The organism is Paenibacillus puerhi (genome assembly GCF_009846885.1).
In the GTDB taxonomy this organism is placed as follows: domain Bacteria; phylum Bacillota; class Bacilli; order Paenibacillales; family NBRC-103111; genus Paenibacillus_G; species Paenibacillus_G puerhi.
The window spans coordinates 1-17,311 of the sequence record NZ_WUWM01000035.1 but is presented as its reverse complement, the minus strand read 5'-3'; the positions used below and the strand labels follow the sequence as shown (position 1 = coordinate 17,311).

Genomic DNA, 17,311 nt, shown 5'->3' with positions numbered 1-17,311 from the left:
GTACACCTGTAATCGAGAAAAAGACGGTCACCCTTCGGTGCCGTCTTTTTGTTTGTCGATCGCCTCCGACATCGTCTTATCTGTCAGATGAGCATAGATTTGCGTCGTTTCCGGGGAAGCATGGCCCAGCTGCTCCTGGGTTCGATACAGATCATTGCGCAGATAATAATCAGTCGCAAACGAATGCCGAAGCTTATGGACCGAAAGATAGGGCTTGCCGAAACGCTTGGCGTACTTGACCACCATCTCCTGAATGGCTCGCTTTGTCATACGCTCGCCTTCCGCTTTACCGTTAGCCAAGGCAAGGAATAAGGCTTTCTCGCGTTTGGGAGCTTTGTACGTCGTGCTGCGCAGCTCCAGGTAGCGGAGGAGATCGTCGACCGCATCCTGCCGGAAATATACCGGAGTCTTGAAGGTTTCATCGTTCTTACCCTTGCGGAATACGTAAAGCAGCTTTTTCTTCATATCGACATCCTCGATATTCAGATTAACGACTTCGGATACGCGAAGTCCGGAGTTCAAGATGAGACTGACCAGGCAAGCGTCTCGCGTTTTATTGATCTCGTAAGCGTAAGTCGCCTGTTTGTTTTTGACGACATCATGCCCATAGCCGGACTTCACATACTCGACGAACTCGACAATCTCCGCTTCCTGCAGCAGCTTGCCCTCCAGCTTGGCTGCCGTGTCCTTGGGCTTATGGGTGCGCTTGATTTCCACCTTGGCCATGACGTTGCGCTTTAGAAGCGGATAAAACTGCTCGTCCTCGGCAATTTGACTTAAATAATGAAACAACGAGCGAAGCGAGGACAGCTTGCGTGAGATCGTGGTCTTCGTATTGGCATTCGTCTTGCGCATGGACAGAAACATCTTGAAGTGATCGATGCTTTCCATATGCAGCTTCTCCAGCGCGGTCAACGGGATATCCTGGATACGCGCGGCGTCCCCGGCCAATCCTTCGGCCAGCATCCAGGAGAAGAAGGTCTCGTAATCTCTGGCATACTCGAGAAGGGAGGAAGGTGAAAGATCCGGCAGCTTGTAATTCATGAATTTCTCGACATACCACGGCATTTCGGGTATTTTTTTCTCGAGCTCTAGCCGGTCTTTGGCTTTGATCACATTCATCAGGCTTGCTCCTTTCAACGGAGTTTTATAAGTTTACATAATATTTATTATGTATAGAAATTGCGAATACCTCTCCCTATTAGTATACCGAATCCAGGCCGACAATCCAAAGAATCAGGACGTTTGTGCAAGAAGCAGAGCTCATACTTGACTGTTTATCAAACAACAACTTATAATATCTATATATTTACGAACGAATAGAGGATGTGTTTGTTTAATGGAATTGTCTGAACGGTTCTGGAACGCCTCTTTGGAGGAGTTGAAAAAAGGCTATAGTCGGCTTGGAGATCAGTATGTCTGTTTGCTTTGCGGAAGTACCTGTGAACAAGGGGTCATCTATCCGGTAGAAGATGTCCTGTACGAAGCGGAACGATATATGCGGTTGCACATCAGGATGGCGCATCAATCGGTTTTTAGTTATCTGATTCAATTGAATAAGAGACTGACGGGCCTAACCGATCATCAAAATAGTTTGCTTCGCTTATTTTACGAGGAGTATACCGATGCGCAGATCCAGAAGGAGCTTGGGATCGGCAGTGCTTCCACAATCCGCAACCATCGATTCGTACTGAAGGAGAAGGAGCGCCAGTCGAAGATTTTTTTGACCTTGATGGAATTGCTGAAAGAGAAGGACAGCCATGCGCCGCGCTTCGTAGAGGTTCACCAAACGGCGACGATGGTCGATGACCGTTATAATATCACCTTGGAGGAACAGGAGAAAGTACTCAAGAAGTATTTCCCGGAAGGGAAGGAAGGGCTCCTGAAGGCATTCCCGTCCAGGCAGAAGCACAAGCTGATCGTACTGCGTGCAATAGCGGCACGCTTCGAACGCGACCGCAAGTATCATGAGAAGGAAGTCAATGAAGTATTGAGCGCTGTCCATGACGATCATGTTACGCTGAGGCGCTATCTGATCGAATACGGCTTCATGGATCGCAAGCCGGATGGAAGCGAGTATTGGCTGACTTGACGGGGCGGAATGAGATAGATACGAAAGAGAGGAAAACAAGATGAGCACGAAGGATCGGAGAAAAGAACTGCAGCAGCAATATAGTGAAATTAAAACAGAGGCTGGTATTTATCGAATCGTAAATACCGTTAATAAAAAGAGCTATGTCGATGGAAGTCCTAATCTGCGAAATCTGAACGGGTATCGGTTCGCGCTTAATTCCGGTGCGCATATGAACAAGGAATTGCAAAGCGACTGGACTAAATATGGGGAAGATGCATTCGAATTCGAAGTATTGGAGATATTGGAAAAGAAGGACAACCCGTTCTTCCGGATCAAGGACGAGTTGAAGAAGCTGGAGGAGAAATGGCTCGAAAAGCTTCGGCCTTATGGGGAGCAAGGTTATAATTCGCCACCTAAATGATTAATGATATTAATAATAAACGAACCACAAATATGATTAATAATACTAATAATTAACTACATTAACATATGAAAGGGAACCCTCAATGATCCGAAATGCCGAGATTCAGGATAGCCGCGAAGCATCGCAATTGATAGCTATGATTGTCCGGGATATGGGCCTGCCTCTCGTAGATAGACTGTCGGAGGAAGAGCTGCTTTCCTTAATCGAAGAAGCCTTCCTCACAGAGGACAACCGCTTCAGCCGGTCGCATGTCCGAATCCTGGAGAGCGGAGGCCGGGTGGCAGGCCTTGCCTTGATCTATCCCGGCCGGGACGCCTCAAGGATGGACCGGCATTTGTCGGAGCTGATCGCCCGCCGCTACCCCGGAGAGCTCATGGTGTTCGACCGCGAAGCCGAGGAAGACGAGCTTTATGTGGACTCCTTGTGCGTGTTCCCTGAGTTCCGAGGCCAAGGCATCGGCACGAGGCTGCTGGAGGCGCTGATCCGGGAAGCCGAGGCATCCGAATGGAACAAGCTCTCGCTGAATGTCGAGCGTACCAATGTCAACGCCCGTCGGCTCTATGAGCGTATGGGCTTTCGTGTAAGGGGCGAGACGACGATAGCGGGGCATCTGTATGACCATATGACGCGTTAAGTTCTCCTGTTCGTCAACATTCGTTCACAGCTTAGACAAGCCTTAGCCCGGACGGGTCACCCTTATCGTCCAAAAAAGAGGTAGAATGTACTTAAAGGACTGATAAGGTCATTCAACTGGGAAGGAGCATAAGCTTGAAACGAATAGGGATCGTTGTAAGTTTGACTCTGTGTTTTCTGTTAGCGATGACGGCCTGTTCCTCAGGTGAACAGGGACAAGATCCGGCGTCTGTGAAGGTGGAGATGACTACGGAACCGGCAGCGCCCGTCGCTGCGTCGGAGGTCGACTTGATCGCTAAGCTGACGGGGCTTGTGAAGGCGGATGGGGCCAAGGTACAGTTCGATATTCGAAGCGAGAATAAAAATGCGCTGCCGGATGTAGTGACAGCCGAGTCTCAAGGCAATGGGGCGTATTCGGTTAAGAAGACCTTCGACAAACCCGGCGTCTATACGATCTATATTCATGTCTATCAAGGCGATCTGCATATCACCAAGAAAAAAGAAGTGACGGTAACTTCCTAAACGATCTCCGCTGCGCTTGATGGCGGGAGAACAAGGAGGAAGAAGAATAACAGCTCGAACGTGTGTGTCCAACGGACGCCCGGCCGGGCTTTTTTGGCCTGAACGGGCTTGGCTGAGAAAAAACGATGAGAAAAACAGACAAAACCCTTCTCCTGCGAGCAAAATCCGTTACAATATAGATTAAACCTGATCGCCTTAGGGTAAATATGGATGTTAAGCAGCGAAGGCAGTTAGGAGGTAACCCGGTGGAGGTCTCCCAATCTATGGACAGAAGTATGTACGCACAGATCTATCGATTTTCCCTGACTGGCATAGCGATTTTTTCGGTACGGGAGGGGGTGATCAGCCAAGCGAATCCGGCTTTTGCTGATTTCTTCGGCTTGCAAGCGGAAGCCTGCGAAGGTACGGCCTTCTGGCCACTGTGGCACCCGGACGAATGGGCGGAATATGAGCAGAACTGGCGGCGATGGGCAGACCATCCTCATCGTTCACATGCTTCCGAGACGTATAGGGGGGAGCTGCGATGTTTGCATCGGGACTGTCTCAAATGGGGGACTGTTCAGATCCGGTTCCTAGAGAACAACCAAGGCGAGTCCCTTGAATGGGCCGTGGCCGAACTCATAGATATTACCGAAAAAAAAGAGCTTGAGCAATGGAAGCAGGAACATCAGAGCTTATACCGGCTCATAACCGATAACAACGAGGATCTCATCTCATACAGCGATGCTGACGGAAAGATCCTCAGCGTGTCCCGCTCCTGCAGCACGGTTCTCGGCTACGAGGCCGATGAACTGATAGGTCATAACCGGACCGACTTCTACCATCCGGATGATGTGCAGGATATGCTGGAGAACGACAGGCTCTATTCGGAGCAAGAAAAGTATATAAGACGCCTCCGCCATAAGAACGGGCAGTATTTATGGATGGAAACGTCCTTTCAGGTTATTCGGGATGCGTCAGGGCAGGTAGAGAAAGTGATCTCGATGGGCCGGGATGTTACCGAACGCAAGAAGGGTGAGGATATGATGGCCGCTGCTCAGCGGATCGCTCATCTGGGCACCTTCGAGTGGGATATCGCTAGAAACAAGCTGTCCTTCTCCGAGGAAGCGCAGCGCATCCTGGGGCTTCCGGAAAGCTCTTGCTCTGAAGCCTTGTGTGACGCCATCCACCCGGACGACAAGAACAAGGTTCAGGAGATGATGGACAAGGCCGTCCTTGACGGACAATCCGGCGAGCTCATCTACCGGATCCTGCTGCGGGATCAGACGGTCCGCTTTATCACTTCCCAATGGGAGGCGACGCTGAACAAGTCGGGACGAGCCGTGCAGGTAATCGGGCTCGTACAGGATATCACGGAGCGGATGGTCATGCAGGAGCGGCTGAGCAGCAGCGAGCGCCATTACCGTCTTATTTCCGAGAACTCGCTGGACTTCATATCCCGTCATGCCGGGGATGACCAGGCCACGTTTCTGTATGCTTCACCCGTATGCCGATCTCTCCTCGGCTACGAGCCTGAGGAAATGCTGGGCAAGTCCGCACTCAGCTTTGTCCATCCGGATGACGTATTCCTCGTTCAAGCTTACTTGAAAGATGTCTTATCACAAAAGGGCACGGCGGCTTTTACTTACCGGTTCAGGCGGAAGGACGATAGCTACGTGTATTTTGAGACGGTGAGCCGTTATCTGAAACATGAGGAAACCCAGACTTGGGAGATTATCGCGACCTCCCGGGACAGCACGGAACGGCTGAGGGCGGAAGAACGTCTTAAGGAGAGCAAGAGCCGTTATAAATCGCTGTTCGAATACAATCCGGCCGCTGTCTATTCCATGAATACGAAAGGCGATTACCTGACAGCCAACGCGAATCTGGAGCAGCTGACGGGTTATTCGCTCGACGAATTGATCGGCATGTACTTTGGACCGATTGTAGCCGAGAAAGACATGGCCAAAACGCTGTATCACTTCAATATGGCCCGCCAGGGGTATCCGCAAAATTACGAAACTACGATCATCCATAAGAACGGACATCCCATCGAAATCAGTGTCGCTAACATTCCGATCGTCGTCGATGACAAGGTTGTCGGCGTGTACGGGATTTCGAGCGATATTACCGAGCGCAAGCGATATATGGAGCAAGTCGAAAAGCTCAGCTATGAGCACGGGATGATCCTTAACGCAGTTACCGAAGGGATCTTCGGCATGGATATGGAAGGACGCACGACTTTCCTGAATCCCGCCGGCGCGGCGATGCTCGGCTATACCGCAGAGGAGATGATAGGACATTCCTATCTGGATGTGATTCAGCAGACCCGCGGAGACGGAAGCCAGTACGCTGCAGGCGAAGCTCCGATCTATCTGTCACTGAAGGAAGGACGGACTTATGAGAGCAAGGAAGCGGTGTTCTGGCGCAAGGACGGGTCTAGCTTCCTGGTGGAATACCGGGTGACTCCGCTAGTGGATAACGAGCTCACCGTAGGCGCGGTGGTAGTGTTCCGCGATATGACCGATGAGAAGGAGATAATCAGGGCCAAGGAATTTGCGGAGCAAGCCGACCGTGCCAAGTCCGAATTTCTGGCGATCATGAGCCATGAGCTGCGCACGCCGATGAACGGGATCATCGGCATGACGGGCCTGCTGGCGGAGACGGATCTAAGCGAAGAGCAGCTTAGCTATACGGAGATTATCAGCCAAAGCAGCCGGGCGCTGCTGCATATTTTGAACGAGATACTCGATTTTAGTCGAATTGAGGCCGGTAAAATGGTGTTGAACCAGGAGCCGGTTGAGGTTAAGCAGGTTATTGCCAGTGTGATGGAATTGTTCTCGTCCAAAATAACGGAGAAGCAGCTTGAGCTGATCTGGGATCCGGACCCCTCGATACCTGAGGTGATTATCGCGGATGAAGTCCGTCTTAGACAGGTGCTCGTCAATCTTATCGGCAATGCCGTGAAATTTACGGACAACGGGACGATCTCCTTGAAGGTTATTGCAACGCCGGAGCCGGCTGACGGCCACATCTGGCTTCACTTTACGGTGAAGGACTCCGGGATCGGCATACCGTTCGAGCGGCAAGGGCAGCTGTTCCAGTCGTTCTCCCAGCTCCATCCGTCTATTAACCGGAAATATGGGGGAACAGGCCTGGGGCTTGCCATCAGCAAAAAGCTCGTCGAGCTGATGGGTGGCACTATCGGCGTGGAGAGCCAGAAGGGGGAGGGAGCCACCTTCTACTTTACGATTCAGGCTGCCCTGCCCCCGGATAAAAATAGGGAGGAACGCAGCGGCACGAATGGCGTCTCGTCCGTTCCACCCGCTGTCGTTCCGCTTCTGCCCCCGGCACAATTCGGGCCGATCCGCATCCTGATAGCCGAAGACCACCCTGTGAATCAGAAGCTGTGGACCGCCATTCTAAGGAAACGAGGCTACGAGGCGGATATGGCTCAGAACGGCGAGGAAGCCGTGAAGGGGGTACTGAATGGCAACTATGACATCGTATTTATGGATATACAAATGCCTGTCATGGATGGGATCGAAGCTACGAGTGAGATCCTGAGAAGCATGCCGGCGTCGCGGTGCCCGGCGATTATAGCCGTGACCGCATTCGCCCGCAAGGAGGACAGGGAGATGTGCCTGGCCAACGGGATGCACGACTTTATCAGCAAGCCGATCCTGGTGGCGGAGGTCGACCGCTTGTTGAAAAAATGGTCTCCTGCCTCGAAAGCATGGCGGGAGGGATAAGCCGTAGGTGTGGATAGGGCGAGCAGGCCTACAAAGCTCAAAGCAAAAGAAGACCTTGTACAGGAAATGTACAGGTCTTCTTTTTGCTTTGGGGGAAGCAAGCGTTATTGAACAACTATATATAACTATATGTAATATAGACAAGGAACTTACAAGATTCTAGTTCTTCTTTGCTCTATAATAACTTTAGGTTACGACAGGAGCTTGAATCAAAAGGAGGAAAAAGGAATGAAGCAAACCGTGATCCAACCGTGGTCCGTGCGCATGGCGCAGCAATTTATGAACATGCAGGGGGAGGACGGGTATCATCCAGAGCTGATTAAAAGATGGGCTTATGTGCCCGGGATGATGCTGAAGGCGATCCAGTGGCTCGGAGAATGGACGGGGGATCCGGTTTATGCGGCATATGCGAAAAAGCATATGGATCTATTTGTCCGGGAAGACGGCTCGGTAAGGACCTATAGAGTGGAAGAATATAACCTGGATCAGATCAATCAGGGCAAGCTGTTGTTTACGCTATGGAAGCAAACGGGGGATGACCGCTATGCGAAAGCGGCGGATCTGCTGATTACCCAGGTGAAGAGCCAGCCCCGAACGAGCGAAGGCGGCTTTTGGCATAAGAAAATATATCCGTTTCAAATGTGGCTCGACGGTTTATACATGGCTACGCCGTTCGTGGCGGAGTATGCTGCCGTCTTCCAGGCGCCGGAGCTGTTTGATGAGGCAGCGCGTCAACTGCTGCTTGTCGAGAAGAAAACACGGGATCAAGCAAGCGGTCTGCTTTACCACGGGTGGGATGAGAGCGGTGAGCAGATGTGGTGCGATGCCGCTACCGGGAAATCCCGTCATTTTTGGAGCCGAGCGATGGGTTGGTACGCGATGGCCGTAGTCGATGCGCTGGAGCATTTTCCTGCGGATCATCCGCAGCGCGGGACGATCGTGGGCATCTTCGAGCGAATGTGCCACGCGCTGGAGCGGGTTCAGGACGCTAACGGATTGTGGCACCAGGTGCTCAATATGTCCGGACGTCCGGGCAATTATCCGGAGGCATCGGGCTCCTGCATGTTCGTCTATGCACTCGCCAAAGGACTACGTCTAGGCTACTTGTCGGGAAGGTTTCGGGCAGCGGCTCTCGCCGGTTATGAAGGCATTGTCAGCCAGCTGATCGAGGAGGACGAGGACGGGTTGCATCTGACCGGCATCTGTCACGGGGCGGGTCTTGGCGGAACTCCATACCGCGACGGCTCGTACGAATACTACGTCGGGGAAGCCGTCGTTCGGGACGCCATGATGGGCGTGGCTCCCTTCCTGCTCGCGAGTATGGAGATTGAAAAATTAAAGGCGGAATGGAACGCTTCCTAAGGAGCAGGGATGTTTGTGCTCGTGCCCGAGCTGATCGGATTCGGCGACCGCCGTCTGCAGGCCAGCCTGGAAGCGAATCCGGACGCGACAGATACGAGCTGTCTGCCTATCTCGCTCATGCTGCTGATGTGCGGCATGACGATCGCCGGACTTCGCGTCTATGAAGCGAAGCGGGCGCTGGATTATATCGCCGCCAGGCCGGAGGAGGACGCCGGCGCGATCGGAACGCTCGGCTTCTCGGGAGGCGGGCTGGTGGCCTCGCTTACCGCGGCACTGGACGAGCGTATCCGCGCTGTTGTATTATGCGGCTATGCAGGCACCTTCGAGGGCAGTATCCTGAGCCGCCCGCATTGCCTGGATAACTATATTCCGGGCATCTTGAAGCAAGCGGAACAGCCTGAGCTGCTCGGGTTGATCGCTCCGAGGCCCTTGTTTATCGAGTCAGGGGAGGAGGATCGCGTATTTCCCGTACAGTCTACGCGCGAAGCGATCCGCAGGCTCGGCCTCTTGTACCGCGCTGCGAACGCTGAGGAAAAGCTGGACTCGGATCTGTTCCCGGGCAAGCACGAGATATCCGGGCGCCGCTTCTGGGATTGGTTAAAGCGGCAGCTTGCGCCTTAGAAGCGATGCGGCAGAACCCGACTTAGTAAAGGAGAGGAATAAGGATGCAAGAAAGGCATATCCAGGTCAGACAGGATGGAACGGGAGATTTCGTTCGCGTTCAGGATGCGATCGACGCGGTCCGCGTGCTGCCGCTTGAGCCGGCTATCATTACGATCGGTCCTGGCTTATACCGCGAAAGGATTGTTGTACCGGACAATAAACCTCATATTACGCTAAGAGGAGAAAGCGCGGAGAATACGATACTCGTCTATGGCGACTATGCCAAAAAGCTGGGAGTGAAGGAGCTCGGCACATTCCGAACGGCCGTTCTCAAAGTGGAGGCCGATGATTTCCGCATGGAGCAGCTAACGGTATGGAATGACGCAGGCTTCGGGGACGCCATAGGACAAGCGGTGGCTCTCTATACGGCCGGGGACCGGCAGGTGTACCGGGGCGTGCGGCTGCTCGGCAATCAGGACACGCTCTATACGAGCCGGGGCCGTCAATTTTTTGAGAACTGCTATATCGAGGGGCATGTCGATTTCATATTCGGCTCGGCCACGGTCCTCTTCGAGAACTGCCATATTCACAGTCTTCGCTCCGGGTATATTACGGCAGCTTCGACACCGGCTCATCAGGCGGCGGGCTATGTGTTTCGCAACTGTCGCCTGACCGGCGAAGAAGAGAAGCAATCCGTCTATCTCGGACGGCCTTGGAGAGGCTGGGCCCATACTGTATTTATCGACACATGGATGGGGCCTCATATTCATGCGGCAGGCTGGGATAATTGGAGCAATCCAGTCAACGAGCAAACGTCGCGTTATGCGGAATATGGAAGCACGGGCCCCGGTGCAGGGGAGCGAGTGTCTTGGGCGCGCCAGTTGTCCGAGAGCGAGGTACAGGCGCTTGAAGGCTTCGCCGTATTAACGGGTCACGACGGATGGAATCCTTCGCCGGGCACCGGCAACGATTAGCTGTAGGATGGCACGGATAAACAAGCTTACGCTTCTTTTGAGGCTAAGCTTGTTTTGCGTGGGAATTTATGGATGTTGTTTTGGCGAAGCTCTCCCCGGTTAATAAAGGGTATCGGTTTAATTAGATGGGAGGCGAAGCTTATGGCCAATAAGGAGTATAGAAACGAAGATTTACAAACGGTAAAGGAACACGAGCGATTTGCGGAGAAAAAAGGTTCCGATAATCCGATCACGGAAATCATGAACGGCTCTATGGCGCCCAATATGGAGGAAGTCAAGCGTCTGGGCAAGGATATGCAGTATGTCAAGACCGAAGGCGAATTGGAAAAAGAAGGACTGGTCTCCGATCCGATCCAAAAGGATTAACTAACGCTCGGAGATGGGTTGAAGCAGGCGGCGCTTCTCGAAAGAGGAAGCGGCCGCTTTTTGAGCTGCTTGCTACAGCATGTAAAGTGGTTGTTGACACTGGTAATAGTTGGACTTAATATATAGTTGAGTGAACATCTATTAAATAGGGGGGCAGGTAAATTGGGAAGACGAAGCGATGCGAGGGAAAGACTGCTGGAAGCGGCTGCGACATTGGTGCCCGAACGGGGCTATCACGGGGTTGGCGTTCAGGAATTATGCCAAACTGCGGGCATAAAGCCAGGCAGCTTCTATTATTTATATCCTTCGAAACAACAACTCGTCATAGCGGTACTGGACAAGGCGTGGGAAGATACACAAGCCTATATTCTGGATCCCATTCAGGCTTCAGATGCCTCTCCTTTGGAGAAAATCCGTGATTTTTACTTGCGCACGTATCATCTTCACGCTCTTCGAAGTCAGGAAGGCAAGCCTGTACTGGGCTGCACGTTTGCTGTACTCGGCGGTGAGCTTGCCACTCAGGACCCCGTCATCAGCCAGAAAGTTAAAGAGATCTTTTCTTCTCTTACCGGCTATTTTAACGAGTGGTTGACTTCGGCCTATGAGCAAGGATCGATTGCCCTCGAAAAAGAACAGCTGCCAGACGCAGCCAAAGCTTTGCTTTGCTACACAGAGGGGACGTCCTTGATGGCCAGAGTACATAATCAAGCTGACCTTTTCGAAAGGCTGGCTGAAGGAGCGCTTCGCTTGGCAGGTGCCAAGTAATTTTTTTTTGATCGTTTAATAGATGATCACTCAACTATTATTATTTCGAAGGAGGAAAACGGGTATGAAAGTTGTCTGCATGTATGAATATGGCGGGCCTGAGGTTTTGAAAGTTAAGGAGGTAGAGAGGCCATCTCCAGGAATGAACGAGGTGCTGATCCAGGTCAAGGCCATCGGCATCAACTATGCGGAAGTCCAGCAAAGAAAAGGAGTCTATCCATATCCCTTGCAGCTGCCGACAGTCCTGGGGCAATGGGCGGAGGTGGCCGGTGAAGTCGTTGAAGTGGGCGAGGGTGTTTCACAGCTGCAGGCAGGCATGCAAGTAATATCACAAGTTCCTCAAGGGGCTTATGCGGAATATGTCGCAGTCCCTGCGGGCTTCGTGCTTCCAGCTCCTCCGAGCCTAACTCCAGCTCAATCCACGGCGCTTCTGACACAGGGTCAGACGGCTTACCATACTTTGAAGACAGCCGGCCGCCTGCAAACCGGTGAAACGGTACTCATCCATGCAGCAGCGGGAGGAGTCGGCCATCTGGCCGTTCAAATAGCCAAAGCGTTGCATGCTGGCCAAATTATAGGTACGGCGAGTACGCCCGCCAAGCTGGAAGTTGCTCTTTCATTAGGAGCCGATGCTGCCATTAATTACACCGACCCTAATTGGACCGAGCAGGTGCTGGCATGCACGGGAGGAAGAGGGGTAGATCTCATCCTGGACATGGCCGGAGGAGAAATACTTCAGGGCAGTTTGCGGGTATTGGCTCCCTTTGGCCGACTGGTTTACTTTGGCTCGGCAAGCGCAGTCCACGACAAGTGGGACCAAGCCGACCTTGTCCGTTTGCTTGAGAATAAATCGATCATAGGATTTAACATCGCTCATCTGCTAACTTCACGGCCTGAGCAAGCAAAAGCCGGCTTGGAGCATCTGTACGAACTGATGGGTACAGGCCGGTTGAAGCCCCTTGTGCAGCATAGGTTCCCTCTTGATCAAGCCGGTGAGGCCCATCGCTTGCTTGAAGCCCGTCAGACTTCGGGAACGGTTGTTCTGGTGCCCTGACAGGAAAAGGAGCTTGCTTTATGCCGGGTAGCACAGAGCAAGCTCCTTCATGACGGGTGGACTCAAGGTTGTCCATCCTTGTCTTTAGTGTCTTCTTCCTCATAAAACCAAAGCGGATCATCGCAATCGACTTCACCGTTGTAGTTGATAAGAATTTCTTCCCCGGCCTGGATGTCGGTATAGGCAAAGAAATCTACCGTGTGGTTGTCAAAGTTGAGATCATAGTAAGCATTGGGCGTATAGGAGTGGTTAAACAGCATGCCATAGCCCAGCAGAAGAGCGGTGTGATTGGCGCCATATTCGAAAGCATAATCGGCAAGCAAGGTTTTCTCGATATGGACATGTTGTTCATTGGGGTAAGGAATGACGGGAGCTTCGTGAATCAAGTCGCCTTTGGATATGTTACATGTCGCAAATACGCCTCTGTTAAACTCTCCATTGCTAAGTGCGGAAGTCTTGACCTCTATCATATTCGTCACCTACGCGATCTTTAGTTGAACTACTCAAAGTATTAAATATAGCGCATTTACGAAATAATGGCAAGTCAATCAACCGCTATAGAGGCTGCCGTAAATTGGTTACTTACTGTTGAATATTAAGGAAAATCATGCTATTCTAGAAAATGACTGACTAGTCAGTCACTAAATAGACGTATAGAACGTATATCGGGAGGGGAATCGCACTTGGCACCAGACAAGAGAGAGATCATCATCGCTTCTGCTTTAAAGCTGTTCGAAGAGCTTGGGTACCATAATACCAAGATATCCCACATCGTGAAGGAAGCGGGCATTGCTCAAGGAACGTTTTATTTGTATTTCAAAAGCAAGGAGGATGTATTCCGGATCGTCATCGAGCAATGTCTGGAGGAGATCCTTGTTGCTCTGAGTCCGGAGCCGTTGGCGGCTAGCGGCTTGAGCGAGCGAGAGCAGCATTACCAGGTGATTCGGGCCTCGCTGGTTATTTATTATCACAATAAGCCTATCCTTCGTATCTTGAAGCGGAATGGCGCGGCTTCTCCGGAGATCGAGGATATTGCGACTCAATTCTATAGCAAGATTTGTTCGGTTCTTATGGATCTGATTCGGCCTTTTATTCCCCACTACTCGGAAGAAGAGTTGGAGGCCCATGTCTACGCCACGATCGGGATGGTGGAAATGGCCGCTTACCAATGGTTTATAAGCAAAGGTCATGGTCTGGAGAAGCTGGATATGCTGACTCAAGTGCTCATGGAGATCAATATGGAGTGCGGAGGACCGGACGGAGGAGACGCACCATGATCGCCAAGCTGCTTCAATACCGAAAGGTAACGCTGTTGTTTTTCGCCATGGCCGTCTTGCTCGGCGTATTCAATCTTACTACGTTAAAGCAACGGGAAAATCCGGAAATCGAGGTCACCGTCGCGATAGTCAAAACGATCTACCCCGGCGCTTCGCCGGAGAAAGTCGAGCAGTTCGTCACCCGTCCGCTGGAGGAGAAAATAAAAGAAATTAGCGGAGTCGCTGTACTAAACTCGACCTCAGCCGCCAATGTATCCGTTATTCAAATCGAGTTGAAGTCGGATACCGATGTGAGACGCGCCTGGGACACGCTGCGCCAGAAGGTGCAGGCTGCCGCCGGCGATCTGCCGTCTGACGCGCACCAGCCTGAGGTTGAGGACGACCTGGGACAGATCGCGGAGCAGATCCTGCATTTTACCGTGAACACTCAGGAAGAGCTGGAGCCTTTGCGGCCCACGCTGGAGCATTGGAAGAAGCAGCTCGCTACCGTACACGGGGTAAGCAAAGTGGAAATCGTTGGGCTTCCTGAACAGGAAGTAGCGGTAACTCTGGATACGGAGAAGATGAAGACCCTCCGGCTGCCATGGGGACTCATCGCGCAGACGCTCCAAAACAAGCAAAGTCGTGTTCCGCTCGGCAACATGGACGTGGGAGCCCGGCAATACTTCGTCAATATGAGCGGGGAATGGCAGACCGCCGAGGACATCGGAAATACGGACATTCTGGGACTGCCGCCCGGCGTCAAGCTTAAAATCAAAGACGTGAGCGAAGTATCGCTGCGGGCCAAAGAGAAGGACGTGTCTATTCTACATAATGGCAAGCCGACGCTGGATCTGGTCATCAATGCGGAGAAGGGAGCCGACATCCCGTCCCTCCAGAAGCGCATCGATCAGAAAGCGGCGGAATTAATGCCTAAGCTTCCGGCCAATGTTCAGCTGGAATCACTGTTCACGCAAAAAGAAAGCTTGGATCATCTGTTTAAAGACCTTAGCCAGGAGCTGCTGATCGGCATACTTGTCGTTATTGTGGTGTGCTCGCTCGGTCTGGCCTTCGGCACCTCGCTCATCGTGGCATTGGCCATTCCGATCTCCATAACGGTCGGATTTATTCCGATGGAGATGATGGGAATTGATTTGAATCAAATTACAATCGTTGCCATCGTCATCGTGCTTGGAATATTGGTCGACGATGCGATCGTCGTCAATGATAATATCCAGAGGCGGCTGCAGCTCGGAGACGATCCCTCGAAGGCATCGCTGGAAGGCAGTCGCGATGTCGCTATATCCATCCTGACGGCTACGATCGCCACGGCAGCCGCTTTTCTGCCTTTATTTTTCCTGAAGGGCAATATCGGCAGTTTTATACGGCCGCTGCCTGTCGTTATCACCTTCACGCTGGCGGCTTCCATGATGATGTCTTTGACGATCGTCCCTATTTTCCGCCAATGGCTGGGAGAGCGGCAGCTCCGGCGGAAGGGGAGCGGGGCAGGGACGCCTGGGGGAAGCAAGCGGGCTGGAGAACAGCAAAGCGCCGGGGAGGTTTCCGGATTTCTGGGCAAACCGATTCAGCGGCTGAGCTCCTTCTACGGCAAGCAAATTTACAAGTTTCTGCGGCGACCGCTGCTAACCGGTATCGTCGCCCTGCTGGTCGCGACCAGCGCCTTCGGCTTGCTCCCGCTGCTGGGCGTCCAATATTTCCCGCCGGCAGAAAAGGAGGAGATGCTGGTTGACTTTAAGCTGAACTCTCCTGATCTTCAATTTGCCGAGACGGAGTATACGATGAGTAAAGCGGCCGCCTGGATGACGGAGCAGCCGGGTGTGAGGTTCGTTTCGGCGTATGCCGGCAGAACGACGCCGCATTTCTATTACTCGGAGTCCGACCAGACCGGTACCCATATCGGACAGCTGTTCGTGAAGATCGATCCCAAGCTGATTCATGCCGAGGAGGTCGTCGTGAAGTGGCGTGAAGAGCTGAAGAAGCTGTTCCCCGACGACGTGGAGATCACCCCGCGCCAACTGGAGCAAGGTCCGCCGGTCGGTGCGCCGATCGCCGTCCGGATCAGCGGGAGCGAGCTTGGTCCGCTGCGCCAGATCTCTTCGGATGTGCAGGAGATGCTGAAGTCGATCCCCGGTACGGTCAGTGTCGCAGACGATATCGGCGTGGATATGAGTGCGATCCAAATCATGCCCGACCCGGCCAAGCTGAGTTTGTTCGGTGTACATGAGAAAGACCTGTCCATGACGATGCGTATTGCTACAGAGGGTCTGGAAGTCGCCGAGATGCAAAAGGGCGAGAAGCTGCTCGACGTCACTTTGTATGCCAAGCTGCTGGCTTCCGATCCTTTGCAGACGATGAAGCAAATGCAGGTGCTGACGCAGCATGGCACGACGGTAGGGGTGCAGGAGCTGGGCGATATTCGAAGCGACAAGATGATCCGATCGATTCATCACCGCGATCAGACCCGGACGATTACTGTGCGCAGCTTTACGCAAGACCGGCTAGCGGATGACATCGTGAAGGAGTTTCAGGCCGAGCTGGCCGGATATGCGCTCCCCGAAGGTTATTCCATCGCCTTGGGAGGCGAGAACGAGGAGCGGAATGAAGCGTTTGCCTCTATCGGAAAGCTGTCGCTGGTTGTCGTCCTTCTGATCTATGTCGTGATGGCGATGCAGTTTTACTCGTTGTCTATTCCGCTGCTTATTCTGTCCACGGTTTATTTGGCTGTAGGTGGGGCGGTGATCGGACTATTCCTCTCGAATTCGCCGATCGGGTTCATGGCACTGATGGGCCTCGTCAGTCTTGCCGGAATTGTGGTAAGAAATGGAATTATTCTAATCGAATTTATCGAACAGTCTCGCGAACATGGACTGCCCCTGTACGAAGCCGTGGCTGAGGCGGGAAAAGCAAGGCTCCGGCCGATCTTGCTGACGACGGCGACGGCCATCGGCGGACTTCTTCCCATGACGCTTATGGGAGGCAATTTGTGGCGCCCCATGGGGATAACGATTATTTCGGGACTGTTGTTTTCGACGCTTCTCACACTGATCGTTGTTCCCTCGCTCTTCGTTATTTTGGCGCAATGGCGGGATAAGCGGGCAGTCAAGAAAGGTTCGTCCATTCATCTGCAAGGAAAAGGAGAATCGATCATCCATGAATCCGTCTAAGAAAAAAACGTTAATCAAGTCCGGCTCTAAGGTGCTGAACGCCGTCGTGATCAGCACCGCGCTGGTTGCCGGCTGCTCGGCCCAGCCGGAAGGGCAGCCGGCTGCCGCTTCAGCCGAGTCGCAAGTGAAAACCGTCAAGGTGGCTCCGGTAGAGAAGAAAAAAATCGGCGAGCCGTTGGAGCAGGTAGCCGATATCTCCGCCTCCGTGCAGATGGATATCGTAGCCAAGGTCAACGGGGATGTGCTCCAGGTCTTGAAAAAACGCGGCGAGTTCGTCGAGCAGGGCGACATTCTGTTCCGCATCGATCCGACTGACCTGCAGATTCAGAAGGAAAAGGCGCAAATCTCGGTAGCGGGCACCC

General features: G+C 52.6%; 16 protein-coding genes. 14 read left to right on the top strand and 2 right to left on the bottom strand.

Features of this window, described 5'->3' with window-relative positions; translation table 11 throughout:
- Positions 1-27: 27 nt before the first annotated feature.
- Entirely contained in the window at positions 28-1,122 is a 1,095-nt protein-coding gene (gene xerS / locus GSF01_RS24580; RefSeq protein WP_159887917.1) for a tyrosine recombinase XerS, read from the bottom strand.
- Between the two features lie 217 nt (positions 1,123-1,339).
- Between xerS and GSF01_RS24575 the strand changes: the two genes are divergently transcribed.
- The 11 genes from GSF01_RS24575 (at position 1,340) to GSF01_RS24525 (ending at position 12,508) form a co-directional block, all read left to right on the top strand.
- Positions 1,340-2,092 (top strand): DUF2087 domain-containing protein, encoded by a 753-nt coding sequence (locus tag GSF01_RS24575; RefSeq protein ID WP_159887916.1) that lies wholly within the window; start codon positions 1,340-1,342, stop codon positions 2,090-2,092.
- A 40-nt stretch (positions 2,093-2,132) separates the two neighbouring features.
- Entirely contained in the window at positions 2,133-2,495 is a 363-nt protein-coding gene (locus tag GSF01_RS24570; RefSeq protein WP_159887915.1) for a GIY-YIG nuclease family protein, read from the top strand.
- Positions 2,496-2,580: 85 nt separating this feature from the next.
- Positions 2,581-3,132 (top strand): GNAT family N-acetyltransferase, encoded by a 552-nt coding sequence (locus tag GSF01_RS24565; protein ID WP_159887914.1) that lies wholly within the window; start codon positions 2,581-2,583, stop codon positions 3,130-3,132.
- Between the two features lie 134 nt (positions 3,133-3,266).
- On the top strand, positions 3,267-3,653 hold the full coding sequence (locus GSF01_RS24560; protein WP_159887913.1) for a FixH family protein: 387 nt from the start codon (positions 3,267-3,269) through the stop codon (positions 3,651-3,653).
- Positions 3,654-3,916: 263 nt separating this feature from the next.
- Positions 3,917-7,384: a PAS domain S-box protein gene (locus GSF01_RS24555; protein WP_159887912.1), complete on the top strand. Its 3,468-nt coding sequence runs from the start codon at positions 3,917-3,919 to the stop codon at positions 7,382-7,384.
- A gap of 228 nt (positions 7,385-7,612) precedes the next feature.
- Entirely contained in the window at positions 7,613-8,746 is a 1,134-nt protein-coding gene (locus GSF01_RS24550; protein WP_159887911.1) for a glycoside hydrolase family 88/105 protein, read from the top strand.
- Between the two features lie 9 nt (positions 8,747-8,755).
- Positions 8,756-9,367 (top strand): alpha/beta hydrolase family protein, encoded by a 612-nt coding sequence (locus GSF01_RS24545; protein ID WP_159887910.1) that lies wholly within the window; start codon positions 8,756-8,758, stop codon positions 9,365-9,367.
- A 44-nt stretch (positions 9,368-9,411) separates the two neighbouring features.
- Positions 9,412-10,323, top strand: a complete 912-nt coding sequence (locus GSF01_RS24540) for a pectinesterase family protein (protein ID WP_159887909.1) — start codon at positions 9,412-9,414, stop codon at positions 10,321-10,323.
- A gap of 141 nt (positions 10,324-10,464) precedes the next feature.
- Positions 10,465-10,689: a hypothetical protein gene (locus GSF01_RS29890; RefSeq protein WP_235941716.1), complete on the top strand. Its 225-nt coding sequence runs from the start codon at positions 10,465-10,467 to the stop codon at positions 10,687-10,689.
- Between the two features lie 162 nt (positions 10,690-10,851).
- Entirely contained in the window at positions 10,852-11,454 is a 603-nt protein-coding gene (locus GSF01_RS24530) for a TetR/AcrR family transcriptional regulator (protein WP_159887908.1), read from the top strand.
- 64 nt (positions 11,455-11,518) lie between these two features.
- Positions 11,519-12,508, top strand: a complete 990-nt coding sequence (locus tag GSF01_RS24525) for a quinone oxidoreductase family protein (protein ID WP_159887907.1) — start codon at positions 11,519-11,521, stop codon at positions 12,506-12,508.
- A 62-nt stretch (positions 12,509-12,570) separates the two neighbouring features.
- On the opposite strand, the gene GSF01_RS24520 is transcribed toward GSF01_RS24525, so the two are convergent.
- Entirely contained in the window at positions 12,571-12,978 is a 408-nt protein-coding gene (locus tag GSF01_RS24520) for an SET domain-containing protein (RefSeq protein WP_159887906.1), read from the bottom strand.
- 213 nt (positions 12,979-13,191) lie between these two features.
- Here GSF01_RS24520 and GSF01_RS24515 point away from each other — a divergent pair, with 213 nt between their 5' ends.
- From GSF01_RS24515 to GSF01_RS24505, 3 genes are all read left to right on the top strand, one after another.
- Positions 13,192-13,785 carry a TetR/AcrR family transcriptional regulator gene (locus tag GSF01_RS24515; protein WP_159887905.1) on the top strand — a complete coding sequence of 198 codons (594 nt, stop codon included), beginning with the start codon at positions 13,192-13,194 and terminating at the stop codon, positions 13,783-13,785.
- The gene (locus GSF01_RS24510; protein WP_159887904.1) at positions 13,782-16,949 is read left to right on the top strand and encodes an efflux RND transporter permease subunit; all 3,168 of its coding nucleotides are present in this window, start codon (positions 13,782-13,784) and stop codon (positions 16,947-16,949) included. Before GSF01_RS24515 ends, GSF01_RS24510 begins: the two co-directional genes overlap by 4 nt.
- On the top strand, positions 16,936-17,311 hold a 376-nt coding region (locus GSF01_RS24505), incomplete at its 3' end, for a biotin/lipoyl-containing protein (protein ID WP_159887903.1). The genes GSF01_RS24510 and GSF01_RS24505, both read left to right, overlap by 14 nt.

Coding starts and splice junctions, on each gene's coding strand:
- xerS (WP_159887917.1), bottom strand. CDS start 1,122: ATGAATGTGATCAAAGCCAAAGACCGGCTAGAGCTCGAGAAAAAAATA.
- GSF01_RS24575 (WP_159887916.1), top strand. CDS start 1,340: ATGGAATTGTCTGAACGGTTCTGGAACGCCTCTTTGGAGGAGTTGAAA.
- GSF01_RS24570 (WP_159887915.1), top strand. CDS start 2,133: ATGAGCACGAAGGATCGGAGAAAAGAACTGCAGCAGCAATATAGTGAA.
- GSF01_RS24565 (WP_159887914.1), top strand. CDS start 2,581: ATGATCCGAAATGCCGAGATTCAGGATAGCCGCGAAGCATCGCAATTG.
- GSF01_RS24555 (WP_159887912.1), top strand. CDS start 3,917: ATGGACAGAAGTATGTACGCACAGATCTATCGATTTTCCCTGACTGGC.
- GSF01_RS24550 (WP_159887911.1), top strand. CDS start 7,613: ATGAAGCAAACCGTGATCCAACCGTGGTCCGTGCGCATGGCGCAGCAA.
- GSF01_RS24545 (WP_159887910.1), top strand. CDS start 8,756: ATGTTTGTGCTCGTGCCCGAGCTGATCGGATTCGGCGACCGCCGTCTG.
- GSF01_RS24540 (WP_159887909.1), top strand. CDS start 9,412: ATGCAAGAAAGGCATATCCAGGTCAGACAGGATGGAACGGGAGATTTC.
- GSF01_RS29890 (WP_235941716.1), top strand. CDS start 10,465: ATGGCCAATAAGGAGTATAGAAACGAAGATTTACAAACGGTAAAGGAA.
- GSF01_RS24525 (WP_159887907.1), top strand. CDS start 11,519: ATGAAAGTTGTCTGCATGTATGAATATGGCGGGCCTGAGGTTTTGAAA.
- GSF01_RS24520 (WP_159887906.1), bottom strand. CDS start 12,978: ATGATAGAGGTCAAGACTTCCGCACTTAGCAATGGAGAGTTTAACAGA.
- GSF01_RS24510 (WP_159887904.1), top strand. CDS start 13,782: ATGATCGCCAAGCTGCTTCAATACCGAAAGGTAACGCTGTTGTTTTTC.